A 21,249-nucleotide genomic window follows, 5' to 3' on the forward strand; every position below is an offset into this window, starting at 1 on the left:
TTTAAGGTCTCACGAAGCCGACGCCATGGCGCGATTGCGCGTCCGACCCTGGCCTTTTTTCCGGCTGCGGGCGATCGGCCGCCAGGAGCGGTAGAGGATGAGCGCGATGATCAGCCCGACATAGATATATTGCTCGAGATCGAGGATCTTGGTCGAGAGCGCGAAATGCAGCGCCCCGCAGGCGGCAATAATGTAGACGAGGCGGTGCAGCCAGTTCCAGTTCGCACCCAGGCGGCGGATCGAGAAGTTATTGGACGTCACCGCCAGCGGAATAAGCATCGCCAGGGCCGCCATGCCGAACATGATGAAAGGGCGCTTCAGCACATCGTTGACGACCGCTTGGATATCCATCGCCTGGTCGAGCACCATGTAGACGGTGAAATGCATCAGCGCGTAGTAGAAGGTCAGCAGTCCAAGCGCACGGCGGTAGCGCAGGTAGTTCCAGCCGAACAACTCGCGGGCAGGGGAGACGGCAAGTGTCAGAATCAGGAAGCGGATCGTCCAGATGCCGAGGAAGAGCTCGAAGGTCTTGACCGGATCGGCGCCGAGCTGATCGGTTGCGCCGAGATAGAAGGTCCAGGCCGCAGGTACCAGCCCCACGACATAAAGCAGCCAGACGGAAGCGGGCTGCCAGCGCTTCGGGATGGCGAGCGACAATTCCGCCATCAGAAATTCGCCTTCAGATCCATGCCTGCATAAAGCCCCGCCACCTCGTCGGCATAGCCGTTGAAGGGCAGGGTGGGGTGGCGGCTCGCGCCGAAGAAGCCGCTTTCGCCGATGCGCCGCTCGCTCGCCTGGCTCCAACGAGGGTGGTCGACCGCAGGATTGACGTTGGCATAGAAGCCATATTCCTGCGGATTGGTCACCTGCCAGGTGTTTTTCGGCTGCTGGTCGGTGAGCGTCATTCTGACGATCGACTTGATGCCCTTGAAGCCGTATTTCCACGGGACGACGAGGCGGATCGGCGCGCCGTTCTGGTTCGGCAGCGTCTCGCCATAAAGCCCGACGGCAAGCAGCGTCAGCGGATGGCGCGCCTCGTCGAGGCGCAAGCCCTCGACATAGGGCCAGTCGAGCGACTGGAAGAAACCCTTCTGCCCCGGCATTTCGTCCGGCCGCACGACAGTTTCGAAGGCGACATATTTGGCGCTGCCGAGCGGCTCCACCCTGTCGAGCAGCGATGCCAGCGGAAAGCCGTCCCAGGGAATGACCATCGACCACGCTTCGACGCAGCGCATGCGATAGGTGCGCTCCTCGATCGGGAATTCCTTCATCAGCGCCTCGAGGTCGAAGGTGCCTGGTTTGTTGACCATGCCGTCGACCTTGACCGTCCAGGGCAGCGGCTTGAAATCGCCGGAATTCGCTGCGGGATCGGCCTTGTCGAGGCCGAACTCATAGAAATTATTGTAGGTGGTGACGTCCTTGAGCGGCGTCGGCTTCTCGTCGACCTTGTACTTGCTCCCGACGGCGGAAAGCGCGGCCGCGCTCGCCTTGCCGGCGCCGTAGAGCGCCATGGCGCCGAGCGCCGCAGCGCCGAGGAATTCACGGCGGCGCAGATAGAGCTGGCGCGGCGTGATTTCCGACGACGCGATCTTCGGGGGGCGATAGCTTGGCATGTCGAAAACCTCCAGGGCGGATTTCTTGACTATAGTTCTTAAACGAACCGCCCGCATGTTCGGATTAAAGCATGTCGCGCAAAAGTGTGTAGCGGTTTTGCGATAACGACATGCGCAAAAACTAAGGCCTAAAGCGCGGGGAGCGAATCTGAAAGATCGCGACGCGCTTTAGTGTCTATGCCTTGAATATCACCGACGGGAAGCCAATTTTTTGTGTTCGGCTGTGATGGAATAGGCTGTAACCAAACCCCGCGCCGAACCGTATATCACCAATGGCGCTCAAGGCGCTTCTCCCGGCAGCGTACCGGATTTGGCCTTGCCGGTAGTGACAGCTCCCGCCGATTGGATTAGGACAATTCCAAAAAGCAGCGTTGCCCGGCCGCAGGCTCAATGCCGCCCCGCTTCGCCTGATGATCTCCGACACGTCGAGGAAGACACCGATGCCAGCCTACCGCTCCAGAACCACGACCCACGGCCGCAACATGGCAGGCGCGCGCGGCCTTTGGCGCGCCACGGGCATGAAGGATTCGGATTTCGGCAAGCCGATCATCGCGGTGGTGAATTCCTTCACCCAGTTCGTGCCCGGCCACGTGCATCTGAAGGATCTCGGCCAGCTCGTCGCCCGTGAAATCGAGGCAGCCGGCGGTGTCGCCAAGGAGTTCAACACGATCGCCGTCGACGACGGCATCGCCATGGGTCATGACGGCATGCTTTATTCGCTGCCCTCGCGCGAACTCATTGCCGACAGCGTCGAATACATGGTCAATGCCCATTGCGCCGATGCCATGGTCTGCATCTCCAACTGCGACAAGATCACGCCCGGCATGCTGATGGCGTCGTTGCGCCTCAACATCCCGACCGTCTTCGTCTCCGGTGGTCCGATGGAAGCGGGCAAGGTCGTGCTGCACGGCAAGACCCATGCACTCGACCTCGTCGATGCCATGGTCGCCGCAGCCGATGAAAAGATCAGCGACGAGGATGTGCAGACCATCGAGCGCTCGGCCTGTCCGACCTGCGGCTCCTGCTCCGGCATGTTCACCGCCAATTCGATGAACTGCCTGACGGAGGCGCTCGGCCTGTCGCTGCCCGGCAACGGCTCGACGCTCGCCACCCACGCCGACCGCAAGCGCCTCTTCGTCGAGGCCGGCCATCTGATCGTCGATCTCGCCCGCCGCTACTACGAGCAGGACGACGTCAAGGCGCTGCCGCGCACCATCGCCTCCAAGCAGGCCTTCGAGAATGCCATGGCGCTCGACATCGCCATGGGCGGTTCGACCAACACGGTCCTCCACATCCTTGCTGCCGCCCATGAAGGCGAGATCGATTTCACCATGGCCGATATCGACGCGCTGTCGCGCCGGGTGCCGTGCCTGTCGAAGGTCGCACCCGCCAAGAGCGATGTTCATATGGAAGACGTGCACCGCGCCGGCGGCATCATGTCGATCCTCGGCGAGCTCGACAAGGGCGGTCTGCTGAACCGCGATTGCCCGACCGTGCATGCCGAGACGCTGGGCGATGCGATCGACCGCTGGGACATCACCCGCACCAACAGCGACACTGTCCGCAACTTCTATCGCGCCGCCCCTGGCGGCATCCCGACCCAGGTCGCCTTCAGCCAGGAGGCCCGCTGGGACGAACTCGACACCGACCGCCAGAACGGCGTCATCCGCTCGGTCGAACATCCTTTCTCCAAGGACGGCGGCTTGGCCGTGCTCAAGGGCAATCTCGCGGTCGATGGCTGCATCGTCAAGACGGCAGGCGTCGATGAATCGATCCTGAAATTCTCCGGCCCGGCCCGCGTCTTTGAAAGCCAGGATGCATCGGTCAAGGCGATCCTCGCCAATGAAGTCAAGGCCGGCGATGTCGTCGTCATCCGCTATGAAGGTCCGAAGGGCGGCCCCGGCATGCAGGAAATGCTCTATCCGACGAGCTATCTGAAGTCGAAGGGCCTCGGCAAGGCCTGTGCGCTCATCACCGACGGCCGCTTCTCCGGCGGCACCTCGGGTCTGTCGATCGGCCACGCCTCGCCGGAAGCGGCAAATGGCGGCACGATCGGCCTGGTGCGCGAAGGCGACATGATAGACATCGACATCCCGAACCGCACGATCAGCCTGCGCGTCGACGAGGCCGAACTTGCCGCCCGCCGCGCCGATCAGGACGCCAAGGGCTGGCATCCCACAGAAGTGCGCAAGCGCAACGTCACGACGGCGCTGAAGGCTTACGCCGCCTTCGCCACCAGCGCCGACCGCGGCGCCGTGCGGGATCTGAACGCCCGCTAACTGGTCGAACCTATTACCCGCTGATTGAGAGTCAGCTGCTCAAGACCGGCCGCTTTCAAAGCGGCCGGTTGATGTTTTTATAGGTCTCGCCGAGTTGCTTCAGGCGCTCGTCATAGGCAGCCTTGATACAGGCGGTATCCGCAGCGCATTCCTGTCGTTTCTTCAGCCAGGCGGTCTGCTCGTCCTGCAATGTCCCGCGCGAGCCCATCGCCAGCAGGCCGGAGAGCAGCTCGAAGGTCGTCACCATCTTCACGTCGGCATCGTTGAGCGCGCGGTTGTCGCAGATCGCCTTTTCATCAGGCTTCAATTCCTTCGCATCGCAGTCGAAGCTTGCCGCCTGCGCCATATCCGATGCGAAGATGGAAATCGCAAAACCAAAACCCATCATCATCGCTCTTGCCGTCATCATTCCCATGTCCCTTTTGCTCCTGGTCAGCCCAGTTTGCGCAATGCCAGAGCCAGGAAGATGATGCAGGCAAGCCAGACGGCAAGGATGAAGATCAGCCCGGCCCGGCCGGAAGGACGCTCGATGCGTTTTGCCGCTTCATCGCGCAGCGCGCTCATAACTGCAGCCGGGATAAGCCGCGTCGCCAGCAGAATGCCGAGTGGCACGATCAGGAGATCGTCGAGATAGCCGAGCACCGGAATGAAATCGGGGATGAGATCGATGGGGGACAGCGCATAGGCCGCAACCGCGCCCGCCACCGCTTTCGCATGCCAGGGCACCCGTGGATCCCGGGCAGCAAGCCATAAGGCGATGATGTCACGCTTCAGTGACTTCGCCCAGTTTTTGGCTTTTGATATCAGTTGCATGGCCGAATTTCCTGAATCGAATTCGCAAAGGCTTCAAGCGCAGTCTCGTGGGGTCATCTCTGCCTTATTCTTCCATGCTTCCGCCCTCTTTCCTTTCTAGCGTCGGGCCGCAGAACAGGATGATTTTAGGCCGGTTCGGCCTAAAATCTGAATCCTGTTTGCAATTGAATAGCTAGAGCATGATGTCGTCCGAAAACCGCTCACACTTTTCGGCATCATGCTCTAAAACGTTGCTCAAGAAGATTCAAAAGGGATACCCATGCAAGGCCTGTTCAAGCGCGCCTCCGTCTCGCTATTCGCTCTGACGCTCCTCCTGCCGGCTGCCGCTTACGCACAGACCGCAAAGACAGTGCCCGAGAGCCAGATGCAGATGCAGCTCTCCTTCGCGCCGCTCGTCAAACAGACGTCGGGCGCCGTCGTCAATGTCTATGCGGAAAAGACCGTCCGGCGGCAGTCGCCCTTTGCCGGCGACCCCTTTTTCGAGCAGTTCTTCGGCCAGCAGATGCCGAATCGCTCGGAGAAGCAGTCCTCGCTCGGTTCCGGCGTCATCGTCGAGGCGAACGGCACTGTCGTGACCAACAATCACGTCGTCGAAGGCGCCGACGACATCAAGGTTGCCCTGCCTGATGGACGCGAATTCCCCTGCAAGGTGGTGCTGCGCGATGATCGTGTCGATCTTGCCGTGCTGAAGATCGACACCAAGGAAAGTTTCCCGACGCTTCCCATCGGCAATTCCGATGCGGTCGAGGTCGGCGATCTCGTGCTGGCGATCGGCAACCCCTTCGGCGTCGGCCAGACGGTGACGAGCGGTATCGTCTCCGCACTTGCGCGCAACCAGGTGGTCAGGAACGAGTTCGGTTTCTTCATCCAGACCGATGCCTCGATCAATCCAGGCAATTCCGGCGGCGCGCTGATGAACATGAAGGGCGAGCTGATCGGCATCAACACCGCGATCTTCTCGCGCGGCGGCGGCTCGAACGGCATCGGCTTCGCCATTCCGGCCAATCTGGTCAAGGTCTTCCTCGCCTCGGCGGACGCCGGCGTCAAATCCTTCGAGCGGCCCTATGTCGGCGCGAGCTTCGATGCCGTGACCTCTGAAGTCGCTGAGGCACTGGGGCTGAACAAGGTTCGCGGCGCGCTCGTCGTCAAGGTTTCGGAAGGCGGCCCGGCCGCCAAGGCCGGACTGAAGGCCGGCGAAATCGTCACCGCTGTCGATGGTATTTCGGTCGAACATCCGGATGCGCTGCTTTACCGGCTGACGACGGCCGGTCTCGGCAAGTCGGTCAAGCTCACCGTCGTCGAGAACGGCCGCGAGGAGCAATTGCCGCTGACGCTCGATCGTGCCCCGGAAACCTCGCCGCGCGATCAGCGCACGATCGGCGGTCGCACCCCCTTCAGCGGCGCCGTTGTCGAAAACCTGTCGCCGCGGGTCGCCGACGAACTCCGCATGCCGCCGGAATCGGCAGGCGTCGTCGTCTCCGAGGTCAAGGAGGATTCGCCGGCCGCCCGTCTCGGTTTCGAGCCGAAGGATATCATCGTCTCGATCAACGGCACCGATGTGAAGACCACCAGCGAACTGTCCGAAATCGCCGATAGCGACCCCGGCCTCTGGCGGGTGGAGATCGAGCGCGACGGTCAGCGCATCCGGCAGTTCTTCCGATGAGCAATGATCTCTTCGCGCCGCGTGTTCCGGAGGAGGTAGCCGCCAGGCGGCCGCTTGCCGACCGGCTGCGGCCGAAGACGCTTGCCGATGTCACCGGTCAGGAACATCTGACCGGTGAAGACGGCGTGCTGAAAAGAATGATCGAAAGCGGTTCGCTCGGCTCGATGATCTTCTGGGGCCCGCCAGGCACCGGCAAGACGACGGTGGCACGGCTGCTGTCGGGCGAGGCGGGGCTGGCCTTCGAGCAAATTTCGGCGATTTTCTCAGGCGTCGCCGATCTGAAGAAAGTGTTCGAGACTGCCCGCCTGCGCCGCATGGACGGCCGCCAGACGCTGCTCTTCGTCGACGAGATCCACCGTTTCAACCGCGCCCAGCAGGACAGCTTTCTGCCTGTTATGGAGGACGGCACCGTCATCCTCGTCGGCGCCACCACCGAAAACCCGTCCTTCGAGCTCAACGCCGCTCTGCTGTCGCGCGCCCGCGTGCTGACCTTCAAATCGCATGATGAGGAGAGCCTGGAGGAATTGCTGAAGCGCGCCGAGGCGATCGAGCAGAAGCCGCTGCCGCTGACGGAGGAAGCGCGTCTCAGTCTGATCCGCATGGCAGACGGCGACGGCCGCGCCGTGCTGACGCTTGCCGAAGAAGTCTGGCGCGCCGCACGCGAAGGCGAGAGTTTCGATACCGAAGGCCTGACGCGTATCGTCCAGCGCCGCGCTCCGGTCTATGACAAGGCGCAGGATGGCCACTACAATCTGATCTCGGCCTTGCATAAATCCGTGCGCGGCTCGGACCCGGACGCCGCCCTCTATTATCTCGCCCGCATGTTCGATGCCGGCGAGGATCCGCTCTATCTCGGCCGGCGGCTGGTGCGCATGGCAGTGGAGGATATCGGCCTTGCCGATCCGCAGGCGCTGGTGGTCTGCAACGCCGCCAAGGATGCCTATGAGTATCTCGGTTCCCCCGAGGGCGAACTGGCGCTCGCCCAGGCCTGCGTCTATCTCGCCACCGCGCCGAAATCGAATGCCGTCTACACCGCCTTCAAGGCCGCAAGCCAGGCCGCCAAGCAGAACGGCTCGCTGCTGCCGCCGAAGCATATCCTCAATGCGCCGACCAAGCTGATGAAGGGCGAAGGTTACGGCGAGGGTTACCGCTACGACCATGACGAGCCGGACGCCTTTTCCGGCCAGGACTATTTCCCGGAGAAGATGGGCCGCCAGACCTTCTATGACCCGCCGGAGCGTGGTTTCGAGCGCGACATCCGCAAGCGGCTGGAATGGTGGGCCAAGCTTCGCAAGGAGCGCAACCCGCGCTGACGCGTCTGGCCTGTTCGGTTGGTGAACGGGGCTCAGCCGCCAAGCGCGATCGCTATTGCAACCAGAAGCAAGCCGAGACAAGTCATCGTCATCCCGGCATAAAAAGGCCTGCCTCCTGAAAACCTCGCCCAGGCATAGCCCGTCACAAACAGCAGCATGATGAGAAACAGATTGCTGGTTCTCAGGGCAAGGTGCGCACTGTCGATGAGAAGGAAAGGGATCACCGCCGGAACGGCGGTGGCCGAGACCAGAACGAAGACCGCGATTGCGGCCAACAGATCCCGTTTCGGGAGGGACGTCTTCACAGGATCGGCCCGGCGTGCGAGCGTCAGGAGCGATCGATAGAGTGCGTCCGCGTCAGCGCCCTTTGCAGAGAATGGTGCCTCCGCTATCGGGAATTCCTTCGCAAGCACCGTCAGCGCCGCAGATTCGCTTCTGGCGGTTTTGATCTGTCGAAAAAGCCGCAGCCGCCTGCTTTTGTTAAACGTCGTACCCAGGAAAAACAAGACGGCGTCAATGATCCCCCAAGCGACGTTGCAGCCGATCGTTGCGACGATCAGATCGTGGACATTCAACCCTTCCTTTTCAAAAACCAGCCTCGAACCGACCGTCCACGTCAGCGCCATAATCAATCCGAAAAGGACTTCGCCGAGCGCATCGCCGGGATCAATGATATTGGTGATACGACCGATCAGTTTCGAAGTCATGGACCACTTCCCACGTGATGAAGACCACGGTCTGATGTTTCCACTCGCGCTCTGTCATGGAAGTTAAGCTGATTTGCATGGGTTCGCGCTCCGGGCGGCTACGGCTCGCAAGGGGATTGTGATCGACATAGCAGCCTGATTCATTGATCGTGATCAAGGATCAGCACGATTGGACGTGAGCGCGTCGGCGCTACCACGACGCTTCGTCATCGAGACGCGCGGTGCTGTAAAGCTCAGGAGGCGCGCGGCGTTTTCTGGTTTGGCGGCGCGGCGATCACCTTGACGGATGAGTCCGCCAGCCCGTGATGGCCTTCCATATCGACGACGACATGCCAGTGGCCGCTTTCCGGAACGGCGATCTTGATCGGCGATTTGCGCGCCACGCCACCGATATATTTGAAATCGAGAACTTCGGTGAAGCGCTGGAAATTCGGCGCCGTCATCAGCCGGACATTGTTCACGGCATTCAACGACACCTCGATGATCGTTCCGGCGCGCTGTTCCTTGAGATCGTAATGTGTGAAGCGGAAATTCGGTTTCGGCATCGGTCTCGTGGTGTCTGAAGTCTCTGCGACGAGATTTTACCAGCATGCCGGTTAAGGAAAAGTTGGAAATCGGTCGCAAACCCCGATCGGAGAAATTTCGAAGCGCGGTGTCGGAAAAGTCCGGCCGCCGCCGTCCTTGCGGTTCGACTCAAACCGGAGCAAGGACATGTCAAAGATGAAGTAAGGGACGGCAGCGGGGGCTTCCGGCTGCCTTTGCCTCTCGCTGTCACGCCGCATCCCGAAATCCGGAATGCGGCGGTACTGGTCTTGGCTCTCAGGCCGAGGCTGTTGCCTCGCTCGGAAAATCCGTGGAGAGGGCAAGTTCCCGCCAGGCGGCAAGCTCCTTTTCGACGCTGGCATGCTGCGCTTCGATCATCGCCACCGTGTCGCTGCCGAACGGCATGCGCAGCGGCGGATTGGCCGAATTGACCATCGTCATGATGCCGGCGGCGAGCCTGGCGGGGTTGCCGGGCTGGGCATGATTGGCGTCGGCGGCGAAGTTGCGCATGTTGCCGGCCGGCGTGCCTTCGTAATCGGCGATGGAGGCCGGGCTGACCGCCAGTGACGTATCGGCGAGGAAGTCGGTGCGGAAGAAGCCGGGCTCGACGATCGTCACCTTGATGCCGAAGGGTTCGAGTTCGGCGGCCATCGATTCCGACAGGCCTTCGACGGCGAATTTCGTCGAGCCGTAGACGCCCCAGCCGGGATAGCCGAAGTAACCGCCGATCGAGGAGAAGTTCAGGACATGGCCGGAACGCTGGCGGCGCATATAGGGCAGCACGGCGCGTGTCACCTTCAGGAGGCCGAAGACATTCGTGGCATAGAGCTTTTCGATCTCTTCGGCCGTGGCTTCCTCGACGGCGCCAAGCAGGCCGTAGCCGGCATTGTTGGCGAGAATGTCGATGCGGCCGAAGCGGGCGATGCCGGCAGCCGCAGCTTCTTTCGCCTGCGCCTCGTTGGTGACGTCGAGCGCGACGGCCAAAAGGTTCGGATGATCGCCGAACTGCTCGGCCACGGTCTTCGGGTTGCGGGCGGTGGCAATGACGGCATCGCCTGATGCAAGGGCTTCCTTGGTCATCAGCGCGCCGAAGCCGCGGGATGCACCTGTGATGAACCAGACTTTCATGACGATTTTCCTTTCGAGGTCGATTTGGCTGTCTCGGCGTCGCATCTCTGTGCTGACGGGGTTGAATTTGACCGAAAATCCGTTGCTGTATAAGATTTGTTATTATTGAAACTACGATGAGTGTCATTCAGTAATGCGCGCCACCGAGCTTTCCGAACTCGCGGCTTTTGCGGCCGTTGCCCGGCATAAGAGCTTCCGCAAGGCCGGCGAGGAGAGGGGTGTCACCGCCTCAGCGGTCAGCCATGCCGTGCTCAACCTCGAAGACCGGATCGGCATCCGCCTGCTCAACCGCACGACGCGCAGCGTCTCGCTGACCGAGGCCGGCGAACTGCTGATCTCGCATCTCGACCCGGCCTTCGGGGAGATGGCGGCAGCGCTCGATGCGCTGAACCGCTACCGCGACACGCCCTTCGGCAAGGTGAGGATCAACGTGCCGAATTCGATCGGCCCCTTCGTCATCGGTCGCATCATCGGCCCGTTGCTGAAAAGCAATCCCAATCTGCAGCTGGAGATCAACGCGACCGACAGGCTGGTCGATATCGTCGAGGAGGGCTTCGATGCCGGCATCCGCTTCGGCGAACGTGTCACCGAAGGCATGATCGCGCTGCGCATCAAACCGCGCATCCGCCTGGTCGTGGTCGGTTCGCCAGCCTATTTCGAGGTCCGGCCGAAGCCGACGACGCCGCACGAGCTCAAGCGCCATCTCTGCATCCAGAACATGTTTCCGTCAGGCGCACGTTATGCCTGGGAATTTGAGAAGGATGGCCAGACGGTGAGCTTCCAGCCGACCGGACCGCTGTCGCTCGACGATCACGAACTGATGCTGCAGGCAGCGCTCGGCGGCGTCGGTCTTGCCTATATCTGGGAGCCACGCGTGGAAAAGGCGATCGCCGGCGGCGAACTGATCCAGGTGCTCGACGACTGGTGCCAGCCGGAGGAACCGCTCTATCTCTACTATCCGAGCCGCCGCCATATGTCGGCGGGCTTCAGGGCGTTCATCGACGCGATGAGAGCCGAGTAAAAAAGGTGAGGATTCGCATCCCTCGGCCTTTTGACTCCTGCGCTCGAACTGGCCAAAGATGCTGCCATGGCCGCCATGGCCAGCATTATCGGGAGAGGCTGATGAACGGTCGGATCTTGCCAACTGTCAATCGAAGCGCATCAAAGCGGCTCGGCGGTCTGTTGCCGGCATTGGCCGCGTTGATGCTGCTGGCCCCGTCGGCGGTCGGCAAGGACATTGGACCGCAAAGCCAGGCCTCGCGCGAGCAGGTCGAAAAGCTTGTCAGCCTCTGGAAGGATCATTTTGCCGATGCCGATAGCCTGCAGCAGCGGCGCACAGCCTTCCGGACGCTGATGGAAACGACGCCCGGGCCGACCCGCATCCAGGTCCGGCAGGTCGATGCCGATGGCGTTGATGCCGAGCTGATGTGGCCGGCCCGTCTGCATCACCCGATCGGCCACAGGGTGATCCTCTATATTCATGGCGGCGGCTTCTCCGGCGGCTCCATCCGCACGCACAGCCTGCTTGCCGGCTCGCTCGCCAAGGCCGCATCCAGCGACGTGCTGCTGATCGATTATCGGCTTATGCCCGAATATACCTATCCCGCCCAGATCAACGACGCGCTGACGGCCTATCGCTGGCTTCTCGACAACGGCTATCGCAACGACAACGTTATCATCGCCGGCGACGACGCCGGCGGCAATATCGCGATCGAGACGGTGCTGCGGCAGAAGCAGGCGGCAAAGCCATTGCCGGCGGCTGTGATTGCGCTCAGCCCGATCACCGATCTCACCGCGACCGGCGGATCGATGACATCAAATGCCGACAACGATCCGCTGGTCGGAAGCGCCTCGATCGAGGCCTTGCGCAAAGCCTATCTCGGCAACCGCTCGCCGACCGATCCCCAGGCATCGCCGCTTTATGCCGATATGACCGGTTTTCCGCCGCTGCTGCTGCAGGTCGGTTCCGGTGAAGTCCTGCTCGACGATACGCTGCGGCTCGCCGACAAGGCGCGCCAGGCGGGCGTGGACGTCACCACCGAGATCTGGCCCGGCATGCCGCATCAGTGGCAGTTGTTTCCCTCGCTGCTCGACGATGCCGATCGGTCGAGTCAGAATATTGCCGAGTTTGCGATCCGGCATTTTGAGGACAAGCCGGAAGAATAAGCCAGCAAGGGTAGGGGCTACTCTTTCATTGTGATGTGCCACGCGACTGTGACGGCGCCAGAGGCCGTTCGACTTCCCTGCCGACGCTGAGCGCCTTTCTGATATTCGGCTCCAGCCGCTCGATGTAGGCGTGATCGGGTGCGGCGCCCAGCGCATCCAGCATTTTCGAGAAGAAACAGCGAGCCGCTGCCGCGGCCGTGACGTCGAAGACTTCGGCGTCACTCAGCCCATGTTTCTTCAGCCCGTCTATATCCTGTTGGGTCACCGACGTCGCGTCGCGCGCCACCTTGGCGGCAAAGGCCATGATTGCCCGTTCGCCGGCATCGATCGGCGCTTTCTCCGTCTCGTTGACGACAGCCGTCAGCCCGTCGCTCGTAAACCCCTCGCGCAGCAGCACCGAGCCGTGCGCCAGCATGCAATAGGAGGATTTCAACTCCTTGGCCGCTGCCAGCGTCACCAGCTCGTAGCGCCTGAGGCTCATATGTCCGCGAATGCTCGAAAGCAGCGCTGCCCAGTTCTCCATCACCTCCGGCCGGTGTCCGAAGGCACGGTACATGTTCGGCAGGTAACCATAATTCGCCTCGGCCGACGCATACATCGACGTTGTCTTCTCGCTGGCGGATGCATTGGGGGTGTGAATGAAAGCCATGGCATGGTCCTCCTCTATAGCGAGAAGGATAGGGTAGATATGCGGGACAGCAATCCTGAAAAATCAGGCAGCGTCATTGTTCTCAGAAGCGTGACCAGTTCGCTTGATCGGAAGGGTTACGGTGAATGTCGATCCGCATCCTCGTGCGCTTCGAACCTCTATCGAGCCGTCGTGCAGTTCGACGATCTGCTTCACCAGGTTGAGGCCGATGCCCGTTCCGGCAATTCCGGTCGACGTCCCGGCACGAAAATAGCGCTGGAACAACCGCGGCACGTCTTCGGGATCGATCCCCACCCCGTCGTCGCTGATCGACACTTTGACGTTTCCGGTCTCCTGCCATGCCGTGACGCGAATTTCGAGTGTTCCGGGCGCGTATTTGACGGCATTGGACAGCAGGTTGGTAAAGACCTGCGCCAAGCTACGCGGATCGCCGTCGATGAACTCGGGCAGCCTGTCGATATCCAACACAAAGCTGTGCGTCTTGGCGATCGTCGACTGCCGCTCGCAACAGCTTCTTATCAAGGATCTCAAGGCGCAGGCGTCGTAGCTGATATCGATCTTGCCGGTGTCGAGGCGCCCGGCCGATAGGATGCTTTCCATGAGGTCGACGATCCGGTTCACCGATGCGCGGATCTGATCGACCTTGTCGCTCAAGAATTCGGGCTCGACTGCTCCTCTTTTGCGCAGCAGCCGCTGGGCGGCAGCGTCGATGATGGCGAGCGGTGTGCGGAATTCATGGGACGCCATGGCCACGAACTGCCGCTGCAATTCGTTGATGTTGCGTTCCTGCGCAAGCATTCGCTCGAGTTCCCGCGCCTGACGCTCGACCTCGGCCGTGCGGCTCTGCACCGTCGTTTCGAGCTGATCGTGATGCCGGCGCAGCTCTTCCGTCAGCCGCACTGTCTTGGTGACGTCTTCGTGGGTGGCCACATAGCCACCGTTTTGCATCGGATTGTGGGTGATTTTGATGACGCGGCCGTCGGAGAGCACGATATTCTGGCTGGCCACCGCACCACGCACCGTCGCTTCGAACACCACATCGAAATAGGTCGCGGTGTCGGCCGGGCCATTTCCCTCGCGGCTGCGATAGGCCAGGATATCGACAAGCGGCGTCCCTGGCTGCGTCAGTGAATCCGGCAGATTGTACATCCGCGCGTAGGAGGGGTTGCACAGGATCAGCTTCTTCGTCGAATCGAACATGCACAGCCCATGCGGCATGTTGCGGAGCGCCGCGTCGAAGCGGCGATGTTGTTCGGTGAGACTGTCTTCGACGCGGATCAGGGTAGAGATGTCTTCATAGCTGAGGATCCAGCCTCCCTCCTTCGAGGGGGCGCAGGTCAATGAGACCATCCGTCCGTCGGACAGCGCAAACTGAGACGTATGCGGCCTGCCGGTCGTCGACTGCCGGCATGCGGCTGCACGGCAATCGGCGGTGCCCGGCAATCCGTCGATAGTCATTCCTCTGCCGATGGCGCCATCGGGCAGGCCGAGAATATCCAGCATGCGGGAGTTGAAAGCCGTCACCCTATCGGCAGGATCAAGGAGAACGATGCCCTGCGGCAGGTTCTCTAGAATGGATTCAAACGAGTGTGGCATCATCCGGCCCTGCTTCAGATCTGGCACGTTGCACGTATCTGTAGCATTGGTGAGAAACGATAAAGTTTCGCTAATGGCTATCGATTCGGGCTTCCTGACGTGAAGAGAGGGCACTGTCACATCGTTCAAAGCAACCACCACCGATGGCAAGGACACCTTTCTCCAGAGGATCTTGATCGCTTTTCTGTCGATCGAGAATGTCGAGCGATGGCGCTGACGCCAGAGGATGGACGGCCTCAAGCCTATTGGATCCACGATGTCTGCCGCGATTTATCCTCGGAATTGAACAGCACGATCGCTGCCTTCGCATAGATGTTGTCATCGGGGACGAAGCCCATATCGAAGCGGCTATCCAGGCTGTTGTCGCGATTGTCGCCCAGCACGAAATAATGCCCGTCGGGGACAGTGAATTCCCGGGTGTTGTCGCCGCGAGAGTTGTCCACTTGCTCAACAATCATATAGCTGCGGCCAGATGGCAGCGTCTCTTTAAAGGCATGCACTGTCTCTGATTGATAGGTCAAATCACCCGCCGGTTCGCGCTCAACTGCGGTACCGTTCAAGTAGAGAATACCCGATTTCATCTGAATGCGGTCACCCGGCAGGCCGACGACGCGTTTCACGAAATCGATCCTCGGGTCCATCGGCTGGCGGAATATGACGACGTCTCCTCGCTCCGGCCCATATCCAAATATACGATGCCGCGGTCCAAGCCCGTACGGGAACGAATAGCGGCTGTATCCGTAGACATATTTTTGCGCGAACATGTAGTCGCCGCTCTGCAAGTTAGGCAGCATGGAACTCGCCGGCATTGTGAATGGCTGGAAGAGCAGACTGCGAACCAGCATCGCCAAGGCCAGTGCTGCAATCAAAAAGATCAGAAAGAGACTATACCACCGCGAGTACCAAGGAAACATGGTCTCTGCCGGCATCTTCTTTGCCGTGCGATAGCCATGCAACAGACCGATCAGATGCCAGGCAAAGATCAGCAAATACCCAAAAACAGCAGCCGAAGGAACGCCAAACAACCAGAGTTGCGCGATCGAGATGATGATGCCGCCGATAAAGTAGGCGATGGCATTCCAGCCACGTCCGAGGTAGGCCATAACCACATCCGGACCGAATAGAAGTCCCAACGTCGCTGCGCAAATGGGACGACGAGCGCGAAAAGCTCTAAAAATTTGCATAAAAAATCTCAATAGGTTTGGCGAATATACTCAGCTCACGATCGTTCTTTGGCCGACGCCTCATTTCGACTTGTAGTCGATGTCCTGAAAAATACCAGCCCCAGATTGGCAGCGTTCTATCGTAGAAAAATGTAGCTCTCTTGTGCCCGAGAATATCACCGGATGGCCCTTGGTCTCGGCCAAAATTTAGAACGTTCCAATTTTGTAAACGCTTCATTGCCACATGGGCGGCCAATAAATTCGCGAAAACCGTGAGAGAGAATGGTGTCTATGCAAATTTCCCTTGACATAATTGGAACGTTCCAAATATTTATCCAGCAGTCGACGTGATGGTCGGAGAGGGAAATGACAAAGGCGCGGGTAACCGTCATTGATATCGCGAAGGCCGCCGGCGTCTCCAAGTCGACGGTGTCGCTGGTGTTGCAGGGCTCCTCCCTGGTCAATGAGGGCACACGCTCCAAGGTCAATGCGGTGATGCGCGAACTCGGTTACGTCTATAATCGCGGCGCAGCCAATCTTCGCCAAGCCGGCGCCAAATCGCGGATCGTCGGAGTTGTCGTCAACGACCTGACCAACAGCTTCTTTGCTGAGTTGGCGGTCGGCGTCGATATGGTCGTCCAGTCGGCCGGCTTCGTGCAATTCCTGTCGAACACCGGCGAGAGCATCGACCGGCAGCGTGAGGTTGTCGCATCGATGCGTGAGCATGGCATTTCCGGCCTCATCGTCTCGCCGGCCCGCGCCACCGATGCCGCGGATTTCAAGCCGCTCGTCGCCGCCGGGATTCCCGTCGTGGTCGTCGTTCGAAACCTGCCCGGCGCCAAGGTCTCGTCGATCGTCTCCGACAACCAGGCCGGCATGATGTCGGCGGTCAAGCACCTGGCGGGGCTCGGCCACAAGCGCATCGCCTTTCTTGGTGGATTTCCCGACACCGCCGTCTTCGACGACCGGCATGCCGGCTACCGAAGCGGCGTGGAGGTTGCCGGGCTCGATTATCACGAAGAACTCGTCATCTCCTCGGCGCCGTCGCGGGCCGGCGGGGTCGAGGCGATCGGAAAAGCGCTTGCGCTTGGCCGCCGGCCGACCGCAGCCGTCTGCTTCAACGATGCCGTAGCCTTCGGTGTTTGCGACGGATTGCGTGCGCGCCGGCTGGAGCCTGGCGCCGACTTCGCCGTGGTGGGTTTCGACGACGTCATCGAGGCCCAGGCGGCGGTTCCGGCGCTGACGACGGTCTCGGTCGATCCGCAGGGCATCGGGCGCCGCGGCGCGCAGATGCTGCTCAAGCAGATCAATGCGGGCAAGGCCGAGGCGGAGGCGGTGACGACAGCCGTTCGGCTGGTCGTTCGCGAGAGCTGCGGCGCCGGCAAGGCCGCGCCGTCGAGAACCGGCAAGAGCGTAAAATCGGAACAGGACGCCGAGTAATGCCCATGAAGAAGCATCTCACCCCAGCCGAAGCGGCCGCGCTCATCCCGGATGGCGCCGTCGTCACGGTATCGTCCTCCAGCGGTCTCGGTTGCCCGGACCTCCTGCTGAAGGCGATCGGCGAGCGTTTCGATGCGACCGGCCACCCTCGTGACTTGACGACCCTTCATCCGATCGCCGCCGGCGACATGAGCGGCATCAAGGGCGTCGACCATATTGCCAGGAAGGGCCTGCTCAAGCGCATCATCGGCGGCTCCTATCCGTCGGGACCGTCATCGTCCGAGCCGCCGCTCATCTGGCAGATGATCACCAACAACGAGATCCCGGCCTACAACATTCCCTCCGGCATCCTCTTCGACATCCATCGCGAAGCCGCCGCCAAGCGGCCGGGTGTGCTGACCAAGGTCGGTGTCGACACATTCGTCGATCCCCGGCGGCAGGGCTGCGCGATGAACCAGCTGGCGTCGCAACAACAGGTGGTCAAGCGCGTCAGCTTTGAGGGCGACGACTGGCTGTTCTTCCCTTCGATCGTTCCTCAGGTCGCCATCATCCGCGCCACCACCGCCGACGAGCGCGGCAACCTCACCTATGAACATGAAGGCGCCTATCTCGGCGGCCTCGATCAGGCGCTCGCCGCCCGCAACAATGGCGGCATAGTCATCGCCCAGGTCAAGCGGATCACCAAGGAGGGCTCGCTGAAACCCCATGACGTCCGGGTGCCGGGAATGCTGGTCGACTATATCGTCGTCGATCCCGAACAGAAGCAGACGACGCAGACGCTATACGATCCGGCGATTTCGGGGGAGATCTTCCGTCCGCTGGATAGCTTCCACGTGCCCGAGTTCAATGTTCAGAAGGTCATCGCGCGCCGCGTCGCGCAGGAGCTGCAGGCGGGAAGCTGCGTCAATCTCGGCTTCGGCATCTCGGCCAACGTGCCGCGCATCCTGCTGGAGGAGGGGCTCCATGGCGCCGTCACCTGGGTGATCGAGCAAGGTGCGGTCGGTGGCGTGCCGCTGCTCGATTTCGCCTTCGGCTGCGCATCCAATGCCGATGCCTATATGCCGTCCCCCTACCAATTCACTTACTTTCAGGGCGCGGGCTTCGATGCGTCGCTGCTGTCCTTCCTCGAGATCGGCAAGGACGGGTCGGTCAACGTCTCCAAACTTTCCTTCCGGCCGCATGTGACGGCCGGCGCCGGCGGCTTCGTCGACATCACCGCGCGGGCAAAGAAGATCGTCTTCTCGGGCATGTTCAATGCCGGGGCGAAGCTGTCGATCGCCGATGGGGCTCTCGTCATCGAGAGAGAAGGCAAGCTGAAGAAGCTGGTGAACGAGGTCGAACACGTCACCTTCAGCGGCAGGCGGGCGATCGAACAGGGGCAGGATATCATCTATGTCACCGAGCGGTGCGTGATGAGGCTGACGCCTGAGGGTATCGTTCTTACCGAGATCGCACCCGGCGTCGATCTGCGGTCTGAGATCCTCGATCAGTCCGAGTTTCCGCTGATCGTCGCACCCGACCTGAAGGTCATGGATGCGGCACTTTTCGGCGAGGCCGGCATCGGCCTGTCGCTCCCGGCCAAAAAGGCACGGACGCTGGAGGGCAGCTTCCATGGCTAGCGGAACAGTCAGAGTAGACGTCGACGGACATGTAGCGACCTTGACGATTTCTCGTCCGGAGAAGCTGAACGCCCTCGATCTCGATATGCTGAAAGCCTTGGCGGAGGCGGCCGACGCGGTGGAAGCGAATCCGGATGTGCGCGCTGCCGTTCTCACCGGCGAAGGAAAGGGCTTTTCCGCCGGCGGCGATATCAAGGCATGGGGCGGAATGCAGCCTCAGGAGTTCGGTCACGCCTGGGTTCGTCACGGTCATCGCATCTTCGAAAGACTGGCGACACTGAGGGTGCCACTGGTCGCGGCCCTGAACGGCCACGCTCTCGGAGGCGGGCTCGAGCTGGCGGGTGTTGCCGACATTCGCCTCGCAGAGGAACACATCAAGATTGGCCTGCCGGAGACCGGCCTTGGAATGGTGCCGGGCTGGTCGGGGACCCAGCGTCTCGTGCGCCGCTTCGGCGCGCAGGCCGTCCGGCGCATGGCGCTCGGCGGCGAGATTTTTGCCGCAGAAGAGGCCCGCCTGCTCGGGATCGTCGACGCGGTGGTTCCAACCGGAAACGCGCTCGCCGCCGCCAGGGAATATGCCGAGCGGATTGCCGCGAGAGGTCCGGCCGCAATCGAGATCGTCAAGCTGATGATCGCATCGGCGAATGGTGAAGACAACGGAACCGCGGTCGAAGCCCTGGGCTCGATCCTCGCCGCCAAGACGGGCGATCTGAAGGAGGGCGTCGCATCGTTCAGCGAGAAGCGCCCGGCAATATTCAAGGGAGAATGGTAATGACGGTTCTCGTCAACCCGACGGCGCTCAGCGACCACAAGGCGCGTGATTTCAAGATGCTGATCGATGGCAAATGGGAGGCTGGCGCCGCCGATCCGATCGAACGTATCGCGCCGAGCCATGGCGTGGTGGTCAGCCGCTTCCCGACCGGCAGCAGGAGCGATGCCGAGCGCGCCATCGCTGCGGCACGAAAGGCCTTCGACCAGGGGCGGTGGCCGCGCATGACCGCGTCCGAACGCTCCGCCATTCTGCTCAAGGCGGCCGATCTGATCGCCGCACGTGCAGAGGAACTGGCATTTCTCGATGCCATCGAGGCGGGCAAGCCCATCACCCAGGTGCGAGGCGAAATTGCCGGTTCGGTCGACATCTGGCGTTATGCGGCGGCTCTCGCCCGCGACCTCCACGGCGAAAGCTACAACACGCTCGGCGACGGCACGCTCGGCGTCGTCCTGCGCGAAGCGATCGGCGTTGTCTCGATCATCACGCCCTGGAACTTCCCGTTCCTGATCGTCGGCCAGAAGCTGCCTTTCGCGCTTGCCGCGGGCTGCACGACCGTCGTCAAGCCTTCCGAGCTGACGTCGGGATCGACGCTCGTCTTGGGCGAAATCCTGCAGCAGGCAGGCATTCCGGAGGGCGTCGTCAATATTGTCACCGGTACGGGACCTGCAGTCGGCGCGGTCATGACGTCTCATCCAGACGTCGACATGGTCTCCTTCACCGGCTCGACCGGTGTCGGAAAACTGACCATGTCGAATGCGGCGCAGACGCTGAAGAAGGTCTCGCTGGAGCTGGGCGGGAAGAACCCGCAGATCGTTTTCCCCGATGCCGACCTCGATGCCTTCATCGATGCCGCCGTCTTCGGCGCCTATTTCAATGCCGGCGAGTGCTGCAACGCCGGCTCGCGGCTGATCCTTCACAAGTCGATCGCCTCCGACGTCGTCGGGCGCGTCGCCGAGCTGTCGAAGGGGGTGAAGGTCGGCGATCCCCTCGATCCCCAGACGCAGGTCGGCGCGATCATCACGCCGCAGCATCTGGAGAAGATTTCAGGCTATGTCGCCGGTGCCAGGAGCAGCGGCGCCCGCGTCGCCCATGGCGGCGAGACTCTCGACCTCGGCATGGGTCAGTTCATGTCGCCGACGATCCTGGAAGCGGTCACCTCCGATATGGCGGTGGCGCGCGAGGAGGTCTTTGGACCGGTCCTGTCGGTCCTGACATTCGAGACGACTGTCGAAGCGGTCAGCATCGCCAATTCCATCGACTACGGCCTGTCGGCCGGTGTCTGGAGCCGCGATTTCGACACCTGCCTGACGATCGGCCGGTCGGTGCGGGCGGGCACGATCTGGATGAACACCTTCATGGACGGCGCCTCCGAGCTGCCCTTCGGCGGCTACAAACAGAGCGGCCTCGGCCGCGAGCTCGGCCGCCATGCGGTCGAGGACTACACGGAGACCAAGACGCTGAACATGCATATCGGCAAACGCACCAATTGGTGGATGCCGAGAACCTAGGCCGGCTTAGCCGGCAATGAAACTACGCCTGAGGAGGGCGGGTGATCGGATGCGGAAATGGTTCCGCATCTTCCAAACGGGAACTGGGAGGTTCTTTGATGCGTAAGTTTCTGACCACGACTGCCGTGATCGCACTGGCTGTAGCCGGCGCCGGCGTGTCCGCTCGAGCAGCCGACGTGAAGGAAGTGCAGATGCTGCACTGGTGGACGTCGGGCGGCGAGGCGGCGGCTTTGAACGTTCTGAAGCAGGATCTGTCGAAGGAAGGGTTTGCCTGGAA

The 21,249-nt window shown here is 61.5% G+C and carries 19 protein-coding genes and 1 pseudogene; 10 read left to right on the plus strand and 10 right to left on the minus strand.

Annotation, left to right across the window (positions count from 1 at the left end; translation table 11 throughout):
* Positions 1-9: 9 nt before the first annotated feature.
* Positions 10-666: a protein-methionine-sulfoxide reductase heme-binding subunit MsrQ gene (gene msrQ / locus BBJ66_RS24750; protein WP_049734104.1), complete on the minus strand. Its 657-nt coding sequence runs from the start codon at positions 664-666 to the stop codon at positions 10-12.
* On the minus strand, positions 666-1,613 hold the full coding sequence (gene msrP / locus BBJ66_RS24755) for a protein-methionine-sulfoxide reductase catalytic subunit MsrP (RefSeq protein ID WP_071090524.1): 948 nt from the start codon (positions 1,611-1,613) through the stop codon (positions 666-668). The genes msrQ and msrP overlap by 1 nt, the downstream gene beginning before the upstream one ends.
* Positions 1,614-2,053: 440 nt before the next feature.
* On the opposite strand from msrP, the gene ilvD reads away from it, so the two are divergent.
* Positions 2,054-3,892: a dihydroxy-acid dehydratase gene (gene ilvD / locus BBJ66_RS24760; RefSeq protein ID WP_071090608.1), complete on the plus strand. Its 1,839-nt coding sequence runs from the start codon at positions 2,054-2,056 to the stop codon at positions 3,890-3,892.
* Positions 3,893-3,947: 55 nt separating this feature from the next.
* Here the strand turns inward: ilvD and BBJ66_RS24765 are convergent, their stop codons facing one another.
* A complete protein-coding gene (locus tag BBJ66_RS24765; RefSeq protein ID WP_049734154.1) occupies positions 3,948-4,301 on the minus strand; it encodes a lysozyme inhibitor LprI family protein in 354 nt (117 codons plus the stop codon).
* Between the two features lie 23 nt (positions 4,302-4,324).
* Entirely contained in the window at positions 4,325-4,705 is a 381-nt protein-coding gene (locus BBJ66_RS24770; RefSeq protein ID WP_049734106.1) for a YkvA family protein, read from the minus strand.
* A gap of 259 nt (positions 4,706-4,964) precedes the next feature.
* Between BBJ66_RS24770 and BBJ66_RS24775 the strand changes: the two genes are divergently transcribed.
* Positions 4,965-6,368, plus strand: a complete 1,404-nt coding sequence (locus tag BBJ66_RS24775; protein WP_071090527.1) for a DegQ family serine endoprotease — start codon at positions 4,965-4,967, stop codon at positions 6,366-6,368.
* Complete coding sequence (locus tag BBJ66_RS24780; RefSeq protein WP_049734108.1) at positions 6,365-7,681, plus strand: replication-associated recombination protein A; 1,317 nt, start codon at positions 6,365-6,367, stop codon at positions 7,679-7,681. The genes BBJ66_RS24775 and BBJ66_RS24780 overlap by 4 nt, the downstream gene beginning before the upstream one ends.
* 32 nt (positions 7,682-7,713) lie before the next feature.
* Here the strand turns inward: BBJ66_RS24780 and BBJ66_RS24785 are convergent, their stop codons facing one another.
* From BBJ66_RS24785 to BBJ66_RS24795, 3 genes are all read right to left on the minus strand, one after another.
* Positions 7,714-8,388 carry a VIT1/CCC1 transporter family protein gene (locus BBJ66_RS24785; RefSeq protein WP_049734109.1) on the minus strand — a complete coding sequence of 225 codons (675 nt, stop codon included), beginning with the start codon at positions 8,386-8,388 and terminating at the stop codon, positions 7,714-7,716.
* Between the two features lie 233 nt (positions 8,389-8,621).
* Positions 8,622-8,933 (minus strand): DUF1883 domain-containing protein, encoded by a 312-nt coding sequence (locus BBJ66_RS24790; protein ID WP_049734110.1) that lies wholly within the window; start codon positions 8,931-8,933, stop codon positions 8,622-8,624.
* Between the two features lie 274 nt (positions 8,934-9,207).
* Entirely contained in the window at positions 9,208-10,059 is an 852-nt protein-coding gene (locus tag BBJ66_RS24795) for an oxidoreductase (protein WP_071090530.1), read from the minus strand.
* A gap of 133 nt (positions 10,060-10,192) precedes the next feature.
* Here BBJ66_RS24795 and BBJ66_RS24800 point away from each other — a divergent pair, with 133 nt between their 5' ends.
* Both BBJ66_RS24800 and BBJ66_RS24805 read left to right on the plus strand, forming a co-directional pair.
* Entirely contained in the window at positions 10,193-11,080 is an 888-nt protein-coding gene (locus BBJ66_RS24800) for a LysR family transcriptional regulator (protein WP_049734112.1), read from the plus strand.
* Between the two features lie 170 nt (positions 11,081-11,250).
* Positions 11,251-12,225 (plus strand): alpha/beta hydrolase, encoded by a 975-nt coding sequence (locus BBJ66_RS24805; protein WP_190238014.1) that lies wholly within the window; start codon positions 11,251-11,253, stop codon positions 12,223-12,225.
* A 25-nt stretch (positions 12,226-12,250) separates the two neighbouring features.
* Here BBJ66_RS24805 and BBJ66_RS24810 read toward each other — a convergent pair whose 3' ends face one another.
* The 3 genes from BBJ66_RS24810 to lepB form a co-directional block, all read right to left on the minus strand.
* Positions 12,251-12,874 (minus strand): carboxymuconolactone decarboxylase family protein, encoded by a 624-nt coding sequence (locus BBJ66_RS24810; protein ID WP_049734114.1) that lies wholly within the window; start codon positions 12,872-12,874, stop codon positions 12,251-12,253.
* Positions 12,875-12,937: 63 nt separating this feature from the next.
* A complete protein-coding gene (locus BBJ66_RS24815; RefSeq protein ID WP_071090536.1) occupies positions 12,938-14,473 on the minus strand; it encodes a sensor histidine kinase in 1,536 nt (511 codons plus the stop codon).
* Positions 14,474-14,712: 239 nt separating this feature from the next.
* Positions 14,713-15,573: a signal peptidase I gene (gene lepB, locus BBJ66_RS24820; RefSeq protein ID WP_083335615.1), complete on the minus strand. Its 861-nt coding sequence runs from the start codon at positions 15,571-15,573 to the stop codon at positions 14,713-14,715.
* Positions 15,574-15,999: 426 nt separating this feature from the next.
* On the opposite strand from lepB, the gene BBJ66_RS24825 reads away from it, so the two are divergent.
* From BBJ66_RS24825 to BBJ66_RS34350, 5 genes and pseudogenes are all read left to right on the plus strand, one after another.
* Entirely contained in the window at positions 16,000-17,073 is a 1,074-nt protein-coding gene (locus BBJ66_RS24825) for a LacI family DNA-binding transcriptional regulator (RefSeq protein ID WP_071090543.1), read from the plus strand.
* Positions 17,074-17,078: 5 nt separating this feature from the next.
* Entirely contained in the window at positions 17,079-18,692 is a 1,614-nt protein-coding gene (locus tag BBJ66_RS24830; RefSeq protein WP_190238013.1) for an acyl CoA:acetate/3-ketoacid CoA transferase, read from the plus strand.
* Positions 18,685-19,464 carry an enoyl-CoA hydratase/isomerase family protein gene (locus BBJ66_RS24835; RefSeq protein ID WP_071090549.1) on the plus strand — a complete coding sequence of 260 codons (780 nt, stop codon included), beginning with the start codon at positions 18,685-18,687 and terminating at the stop codon, positions 19,462-19,464. The genes BBJ66_RS24830 and BBJ66_RS24835 overlap by 8 nt, the downstream gene beginning before the upstream one ends.
* Entirely contained in the window at positions 19,464-20,972 is a 1,509-nt protein-coding gene (locus BBJ66_RS24840; RefSeq protein WP_071090552.1) for an aldehyde dehydrogenase family protein, read from the plus strand. The genes BBJ66_RS24835 and BBJ66_RS24840 overlap by 1 nt, the downstream gene beginning before the upstream one ends.
* A gap of 98 nt (positions 20,973-21,070) precedes the next feature.
* Positions 21,071-21,249, plus strand: a pseudogene (locus tag BBJ66_RS34350) (sugar ABC transporter substrate-binding protein); the annotation flags it as partial.

This window comes from Rhizobium sp. RSm-3 (assembly GCF_001854685.1).
Classification (GTDB): Bacteria; Pseudomonadota; Alphaproteobacteria; order Rhizobiales; family Rhizobiaceae; genus Rhizobium; species Rhizobium ecuadorense.

What these genes read in the sequence shown, in the direction of transcription:
- msrQ (WP_049734104.1), bottom strand. Translation starts at nt 666, where the DNA reads ATGGCGGAATTGTCGCTCGCCATCCCGAAGCGCTGGCAGCCCGCTTCC.
- msrP (WP_071090524.1), bottom strand. Translation starts at nt 1,613, where the DNA reads ATGCCAAGCTATCGCCCCCCGAAGATCGCGTCGTCGGAAATCACGCCG.
- ilvD (WP_071090608.1), top strand. Translation starts at nt 2,054, where the DNA reads ATGCCAGCCTACCGCTCCAGAACCACGACCCACGGCCGCAACATGGCA.
- BBJ66_RS24765 (WP_049734154.1), bottom strand. Translation starts at nt 4,301, where the DNA reads ATGATGACGGCAAGAGCGATGATGATGGGTTTTGGTTTTGCGATTTCC.
- BBJ66_RS24770 (WP_049734106.1), bottom strand. Translation starts at nt 4,705, where the DNA reads ATGCAACTGATATCAAAAGCCAAAAACTGGGCGAAGTCACTGAAGCGT.
- BBJ66_RS24775 (WP_071090527.1), top strand. Translation starts at nt 4,965, where the DNA reads ATGCAAGGCCTGTTCAAGCGCGCCTCCGTCTCGCTATTCGCTCTGACG.
- BBJ66_RS24780 (WP_049734108.1), top strand. Translation starts at nt 6,365, where the DNA reads ATGAGCAATGATCTCTTCGCGCCGCGTGTTCCGGAGGAGGTAGCCGCC.
- BBJ66_RS24785 (WP_049734109.1), bottom strand. Translation starts at nt 8,388, where the DNA reads ATGACTTCGAAACTGATCGGTCGTATCACCAATATCATTGATCCCGGC.
- BBJ66_RS24790 (WP_049734110.1), bottom strand. Translation starts at nt 8,933, where the DNA reads ATGCCGAAACCGAATTTCCGCTTCACACATTACGATCTCAAGGAACAG.
- BBJ66_RS24795 (WP_071090530.1), bottom strand. Translation starts at nt 10,059, where the DNA reads ATGAAAGTCTGGTTCATCACAGGTGCATCCCGCGGCTTCGGCGCGCTG.
- BBJ66_RS24800 (WP_049734112.1), top strand. Translation starts at nt 10,193, where the DNA reads ATGCGCGCCACCGAGCTTTCCGAACTCGCGGCTTTTGCGGCCGTTGCC.
- BBJ66_RS24810 (WP_049734114.1), bottom strand. Translation starts at nt 12,874, where the DNA reads ATGGCTTTCATTCACACCCCCAATGCATCCGCCAGCGAGAAGACAACG.
- BBJ66_RS24815 (WP_071090536.1), bottom strand. Translation starts at nt 14,473, where the DNA reads ATGATGCCACACTCGTTTGAATCCATTCTAGAGAACCTGCCGCAGGGC.
- lepB (WP_083335615.1), bottom strand. Translation starts at nt 15,573, where the DNA reads ATGGCCTACCTCGGACGTGGCTGGAATGCCATCGCCTACTTTATCGGC.
- BBJ66_RS24825 (WP_071090543.1), top strand. Translation starts at nt 16,000, where the DNA reads ATGACAAAGGCGCGGGTAACCGTCATTGATATCGCGAAGGCCGCCGGC.
- BBJ66_RS24830 (WP_190238013.1), top strand. Translation starts at nt 17,079, where the DNA reads ATGAAGAAGCATCTCACCCCAGCCGAAGCGGCCGCGCTCATCCCGGAT.
- BBJ66_RS24835 (WP_071090549.1), top strand. Translation starts at nt 18,685, where the DNA reads ATGGCTAGCGGAACAGTCAGAGTAGACGTCGACGGACATGTAGCGACC.
- BBJ66_RS24840 (WP_071090552.1), top strand. Translation starts at nt 19,464, where the DNA reads ATGACGGTTCTCGTCAACCCGACGGCGCTCAGCGACCACAAGGCGCGT.